The sequence below is a fragment of the Pseudomonas sp. genome, assembly GCF_041601375.1.
In the GTDB taxonomy this organism is placed as follows: domain Bacteria; phylum Pseudomonadota; class Gammaproteobacteria; order Pseudomonadales; family Pseudomonadaceae; genus Aquipseudomonas.
The window spans coordinates 1-5,905 of record NZ_JBFIIG010000226.1 but is presented as its reverse complement, the minus strand read 5'-3'; the positions used below and the strand labels follow the sequence as shown (position 1 = coordinate 5,905).

The 5,905-nt window shown below is 64.8% G+C and carries 5 protein-coding genes and 1 pseudogene; 3 read left to right on the top strand and 3 right to left on the bottom strand.

Annotated features, from left to right (window positions below; all coding sequences use genetic code 11):
• The 3 genes and pseudogenes from ABZE94_RS19660 to ABZE94_RS19650 form a co-directional block, all read left to right on the top strand.
• Window positions 1-202 (top strand): annotated as a pseudogene (locus tag ABZE94_RS19660) (class I SAM-dependent methyltransferase); the annotation flags it as partial.
• Between the two features lie 40 nt (window positions 203-242).
• Window positions 243-515: a TfoX/Sxy family protein gene (locus ABZE94_RS19655; RefSeq protein WP_372877639.1), complete on the top strand. Its 273-nt coding sequence runs from the start codon at window positions 243-245 to the stop codon at window positions 513-515.
• A 106-nt stretch (window positions 516-621) separates the two neighbouring features.
• Window positions 622-1,419: a Crp/Fnr family transcriptional regulator gene (locus tag ABZE94_RS19650; RefSeq protein ID WP_372877637.1), complete on the top strand. Its 798-nt coding sequence runs from the start codon at window positions 622-624 to the stop codon at window positions 1,417-1,419.
• A gap of 327 nt (window positions 1,420-1,746) precedes the next feature.
• Here the strand turns inward: ABZE94_RS19650 and ABZE94_RS19645 are convergent, their stop codons facing one another.
• The 3 genes from ABZE94_RS19645 to ABZE94_RS19635 form a co-directional block, all read right to left on the bottom strand.
• Window positions 1,747-3,891 carry an exonuclease domain-containing protein gene (locus ABZE94_RS19645; protein WP_372877635.1) on the bottom strand — a complete coding sequence of 715 codons (2,145 nt, stop codon included), beginning with the start codon at window positions 3,889-3,891 and terminating at the stop codon, window positions 1,747-1,749.
• Between the two features lie 3 nt (window positions 3,892-3,894).
• Window positions 3,895-4,266: a response regulator transcription factor gene (locus ABZE94_RS19640; RefSeq protein ID WP_372877633.1), complete on the bottom strand. Its 372-nt coding sequence runs from the start codon at window positions 4,264-4,266 to the stop codon at window positions 3,895-3,897.
• On the bottom strand, window positions 4,263-5,905 hold a 1,643-nt coding region (locus tag ABZE94_RS19635), incomplete at its 5' end, for an ATP-binding protein (RefSeq protein WP_372877632.1). The genes ABZE94_RS19640 and ABZE94_RS19635, both read right to left, overlap by 4 nt.

Here is a 5,905-nt window from a genome sequence, read left to right as displayed (position 1 = left end):
GTTCGCCATCGAGGCACACTGGAGCTTTACTCAGCTGACCGGCTATCTGCGCACCTGGTCGGCCGTGCAGTACCGCGAGCGCCAACAGGGCCGCGATCCGGTCAGCGAACTGGAGCCTGCGCTCCTCAAGGCCTGGGGCGATATCAGACAACCACGTCTGGTCTGCTGGCCACTACACTTGCTGGTAGGCATCGCGCACTGAGTATTGCAGCAACTGCTCACAGACAGCGCAAGGAGGCTGGATGAATGACGAATTGCAACACTTGAAGAACCTCGGCAAGACCTCGGCCCAGTGGCTGCATGCCGTCGGCATCCACAGCGCCAACGATCTGCGCAGGCTGGGGGCGGTCGATGCCTACCGCGCCGTACGGGCACGCGGCTTTCGCGCATCCAAGGTCTTGCTCTACGCCATCGAGGGCGCCTTGCTCGATGTGCACTGGAGCGAGCTGCCACCCGCTCACAAGGCCGAATTGAATGGCCAGCTCGATGCTTGTCCGTCGCACAACAAGAGCTAGCTCACAACCTCCGCGCCCAAGGATTTACCCGCGACCTGGCAACGCTTATTGTCTCAGGGACGTTCGTGCGCATTAGCCAGACTAGCCAGTTCAAGGAATTACGCTCATGTATCTACTCGGGGAGCAACCGGCTTACGCCGACCAACTGATCAACCGACTGCAAAGCATCCCCACCCAGTTACTGGAAGGCCTGGCTCCCTGCTGCGGCGCCCTGCAAGTGGAGCGCGCCGAGGATCTGGCTCAACAGCTGCCGGAGAACCAGCTGTTCATTATCGAGAATGGCTTGCTGCATGCCCTGGTCGACGGGCGCCCGCTGTTCTATCTGCAGGAAGGCGACCTGGTCGGCCTGCGCCAGGGCATCGATCTGCCCAGCTGCCGCTACAGCAGTGAAGAACCGCTCAGCCTGATCCCCTACTCACGCAGCGAAGTGTTCAAGCACATCTATGTCAGCGAGCCGCGCCAGGAGCTGTTCATCCAGTACCTGATCGGCCACACCGCCCTGCTCTCCGACGCCTTGGCGCGCCTCAAACAACCGGAAATCCGCCCCGCGACCGGCTTCCAGCACTTCGCCGCCGGTGAAGAGTTGATCCAGCAAGGGGATGCCGCCGATCATGTGTTCATCATCATCGAAGGCCACGCCACAGCCTATGTCGACGGGCACAAAGTCGGCGACGTGCAGAAGGACGAGATCTTCGGTGCCATGGCCGTGTTCACCCGCGAGAAGCGCAGCGCCACCGTACTGGCCAGCGAACCTTGCACCGTGATGGTGATCCCCAAGGAGCAGTTCCTCAGCCTGATGCAGAGCAACCCGCGCATTGCCCACAGCCTGATAGAAAGCATGGCGCGGCGGATCGACCTGCTGAACAAGGAAGTGACCCAGCTGCGCCTGCCCGCCACCGCCTGATTGCAACTTACGCCCTGCACTCGCGAACCCGGCCATGCGCCGGGTTTGCTGTTTTTTGCCCTGAGCCTGGCGACGCACTGGAATTATTTTGACGAAAGCGATTGACTTGCAAATGATAATCGCTATTATTAGCAACAGCCGGTCGCGAGATCGGCGGATAAACTTGAGAGACCTTCAGTCGGCCTCTTCAGATTATCTCCTCATCAGGCTAATCACGGTTTTGACCCGGCTCTTGCCGGGTCTTTTTTTGCCCGGCAGAAAGTGGCCGTCGCCCAGCGCTCTCGCGCTGGAAAGCCGAAGCGGAACCCTGCCTGGCCCACCCGTACGTTAATACTCGATCTTGGCGTAGAGCGTCTTGCGCGACGCCTCGCGCGCCTGCTTGAGGGTGTGGATGCCACGCTCGGCCAGCAAGGGGATCAGTTTGAGGAACACCTCGCCCGTGACCATGGCATCGCCCAGCGCGGTATGCCGACCAACCACCTGCACGCCGAGGCGCGCGGCGATCTGCTCCAGTCGATGTTCGTCGGCGGCATGCCCCGGATGCACCAGAGCGGACAGCAGCAGGGTATCGAGCACCGGCTGGATAAAGCGGATACCGGTCTGCGCCTCCTTGAGTTGCAGGAAGCGCATATCGAAGGCGGCGTTGTGGGCCACCAGCACCGTATCTTCGGCAAAGCGCTGGAACAACGGCAGCACCTCGCCGATGCTCGGCTGCCCCGCCAGCATCTGCGGCGTGAGGCCATGCACCTGCTGCGATTCACGCGGGATCGGTCGGTGCGGGTCGATCAATTGCTCGAAGCATTCCTGCATCAGCAGCCGGCCGTTGACGATGCGCGCCGCACCGATCGAGATGATTTCGTCACCCTCGGAGGGCGCCAGCCCGGTGGTTTCGGTGTCGAAAACGGTGTAGGTCAAATCGCGCAACGGTAGTTCGTCGAGCTCCGGGGTCTGCCCCGCCTGGCTGAACAGGTCGAAATCGTAATACACCGGCCGCCCCTGAACCCTGCTAGGTAGCGGCGCCTGTGCTTCCGGCTGGCTCACCGGCAACTGCAGAAACAGGCGATTGTCGCCGGCGAGTGCATCGGCCTGGCACCAGAGTTCGCCGCCGTGCCGCTCCAGCACTTCCTTGAGGGTGGACGTGGCAGCATCGTTTCCGGCAACCGGGCTGCACGGCCGCTGCTCCCATTCATGCAAACGCTGCGGGTCGAGCGCCGCCCCGCTCCAGCGCAGGGCCAGTCGCACGAAGCGGCCTTCGACGGTCAGTTCGAACGTCACCTCGCGAATGTCCAGCGTGGCAGCCATGGTGCCCATCAACTGAGTCAGCGCCTGCACCAGGGAATAGCTGTCCAGACTCAACCAGAGCGACTCGTCGCCGCCATGGTAACGGGCGGTCAGCCCAAGCGTGGCGGCAAAATTACGCTGCAGGGCAAGTAGCAGGTCGGTCGCCAGCATGTCTTCCAGAGGCCACTGCGGGTGTAGCAGATCGGCATGCTGGTTCAACGTCTGCTCGAGGTGCTGGGAAAGCCGCTGCGCCTCGTCGCTGATCACCTTGCCGAAGCGCTGGCGATGCTCGGCATCCATCTCCGGGTATTGCTCCACGGTTTCCGCGGCCGCGCGGATGTTGCCCAGGGCCGCGCGGGTGCCCTCGGTCAGTTGCTGCAACAGCGCATCGCGGCGGCTGTTGAGCTCGACCGAGCGGGTGATGTCATCGAGGATCAGGATGAATCCGATCAGTTCGCCATGCTGATCCAGCACCGGCGCCATCTGTGCCCGCAGCAGATTGGCGCCACGTGCCGTGACGAAATGCGCCACCGGGCTGGGATTGTCCTGTTGCAGACGCTGCCTGACCCGCTCCAGGGCATGCACGATCAGGCGCTGGTCGAGAATACCGAAGATCGAGCGGCCCAAGCCGACCGGCGCCCCGGCCGGGCCAGCGGCGTCCGGCTCGAGCAACAGGCTGGCGCTGCTGTTGTAGAGCAAAATACGCCCCTCGCGATTGCACACCAGCACGCTTTGTTCGAGTTCCGACATCAGCGCGGCCAGACGGTTCTTCTCCCGTTCGAGACGGGCATTGGCCTCCTCGATGCGCACCGCCACCTCGCGTTGCAGTGCGCAATGGGCCTCGGCAAAGGCATTCAGGGCAGCGCCCAGCCGGCGCATGTCGCGGCTGCCGGTGAGGGCCACGCGGTGCGCGGGGTTGACCCGGCGGATGATGTCGATCTCCTCGCTCAGGCGGATCACCACCTCCGGGTACGCCGCCAGCCACAGGCGCAGGAGCACGCCGAACGGAATCAGCAGCAAGCCGGAGAGCACCACCAGCAGCGCGCCGCGCCCGGCCAGCAGGGCGAGCGCGGCGTCACGCTCCTGACTGTTCAGGTCGGCCCACAGCAGCCCGCCGGCGAGCGCCAGCAAACTGCAGAGCAACAGACTGAGGATGGCCAGCCAGAAGGCGAAACGCAGGCGTGGACTCATCGGCTATTCGGCCGCCAGCTGCGCGCCGATCTGCGCCAGCAGCTCCTGGGTCGAGAACGGCTTGGTGATGTAGGCATTGGCCCCCAGCGCCAGGCCCTTGCTGACCTCGACCTCGCGGCCCTTGGCCGTCAGCATGACGATGCGCATGTGCTGCCACCGCGGGTTCTCGCGGATCTTCTGACACACGTCGAAACCGCTCAGGCGCGGCAGCATCACATCGAGCAGCACCAGGTCGGGCGGTTGCCGCTCAATGGCCTCCAGGGCCTCCTGACCGTCGTGCGCCACCAGCACCCGATAGCCGGCCTGCTCGAGCAGGAACTCGAGCGAGATGACGATGTTCGGTTCGTCGTCGGCGATTAACACGGTTTTGCTCATACTCCGTACTCCGTCTCGCGGCCTGTGTCTGACGCGGCCGCATTCGCCTGCCCCAAGGGCAGGGTAAAGGAAAAGGTCGCCCCCTGTCCGCGCGCACTCTGCACCCACAGCCGGCCGCCGAAATGCTCGATGATCTGCCGGCTGATAGGCAGTCCCAGGCCAGTGCCCTGCGGCTTCTCGGTGAGGTTGTCGCCGGCCTGGCGAAACTTCTCGAAGATGGTCTGCTGATCGGCCGGATCGATGCCGCAACCGTTGTCGCGCACGTCCACCCGCAGCGCCTCCGGCAGCACCTGCACGGCGATGTCGATGCGCCCCGCCTCGCGGTCGCAGAACTTCACCGCATTGGAGATCAGGTTGAGCAGCACCTGCAGCAGGCGGTCGCGGTCGCCCAGCACCGGCGGTATCTGCTCCGGCAGCTCGAGGCGCAATTCCACGCCCTGCTCCTGCAGCAGTTGGCTGGTGGTGGCCTGGGCATCCTCGATCACCTCTTGCAGATCGAGCGCGGTGGTGTGCCATTCGGCACGCCCCGACTCGAGCCTGGCCAGGTCCAGCACCTGATTGATCATCCGCGTCAGGCGCTCGCTCTCCTTGACGATGATGGCGACGAAACGCGCGCGCTGCGCCGGGTCCAGCTCGGGGTTGTCGTTGAGAATCTCGGAGAAGGCGCGGATCGAGGTCAGCGGCGTACGCAGTTCATGGGTCACGGTGGAGATGAAGTCGTCCTTCAACCGATCGAGCTCCTGCAGCCGTGCATTGGCCGCGCGCAGTTCGCCGGTGGCCGCTTCCAGCTCATGCGACTGCTGCTCCAGGCGGCGGCTGTAGGCGATCACCTGCGAGGCTTCATCGAGGATGCCGAGCACCTCGTCCATGCCCAGCGGCTCCTCCTGTACCACCGAGGCCAGCATCACCCGCGCCGAGGCGGCACCAATCGCGCCCGCCAGTTGCTGCTCGGCGAAGTGCACCAGATCGGCATCCGGCACCAGCTCGGCACTCGACGCCAGGCCGCGCTGCGCGGCGTAACCGGCGAAGGCCTCGCTGGCCCGTGCCGGACCGAGGAAGCGCCCGACCAGGGCGATCACTTCCGTCACCGAGGCGCTGCCGCGCCACAAACTTGAGCCGCGCCCCGCGACCTTGAAGGCATCGACGAACAGCAGCGCCTGGGCATGCTCGCGGCTGCTCTGCCGACCGAACAGCGACACCCCGACATAGGCGCCGAGGTTGGCCGACATACTCCAGAACAGCGAATGGCCGATCTCGTCCAGCCCCGCCAGGCCGAACAGCGCCAGCGGCTTGAGCCAGGCGATGGCCAGCGGCCCCTGCTCGATGAAGCTCAGCGGCAGCCAGCCGGACTTGGCGAACGCCGGCAGCAGCAGGGTATAGAGCCACAATAGAAAGCCCAGCGACAGGCCACACAGGGCGCCGGCGCGGGTGCCCTGCTTCCAGTACATGCCGCCGAGCATCGCCGGGGCGAACTGCGCCACCGCCGCGAACGACACCAGGCCGATCGAGACCAGCGCGTAGGCCTCGCCCGCCGCGCGGTAATAGACATAGCCGAGCAGCATCAACAGCAGAATGGCGCCGCGCCGAATGCCCAGCAGCAAGCCCGAGAGATCCGTCCGTTGCGCCAGGCCGAGGGCCT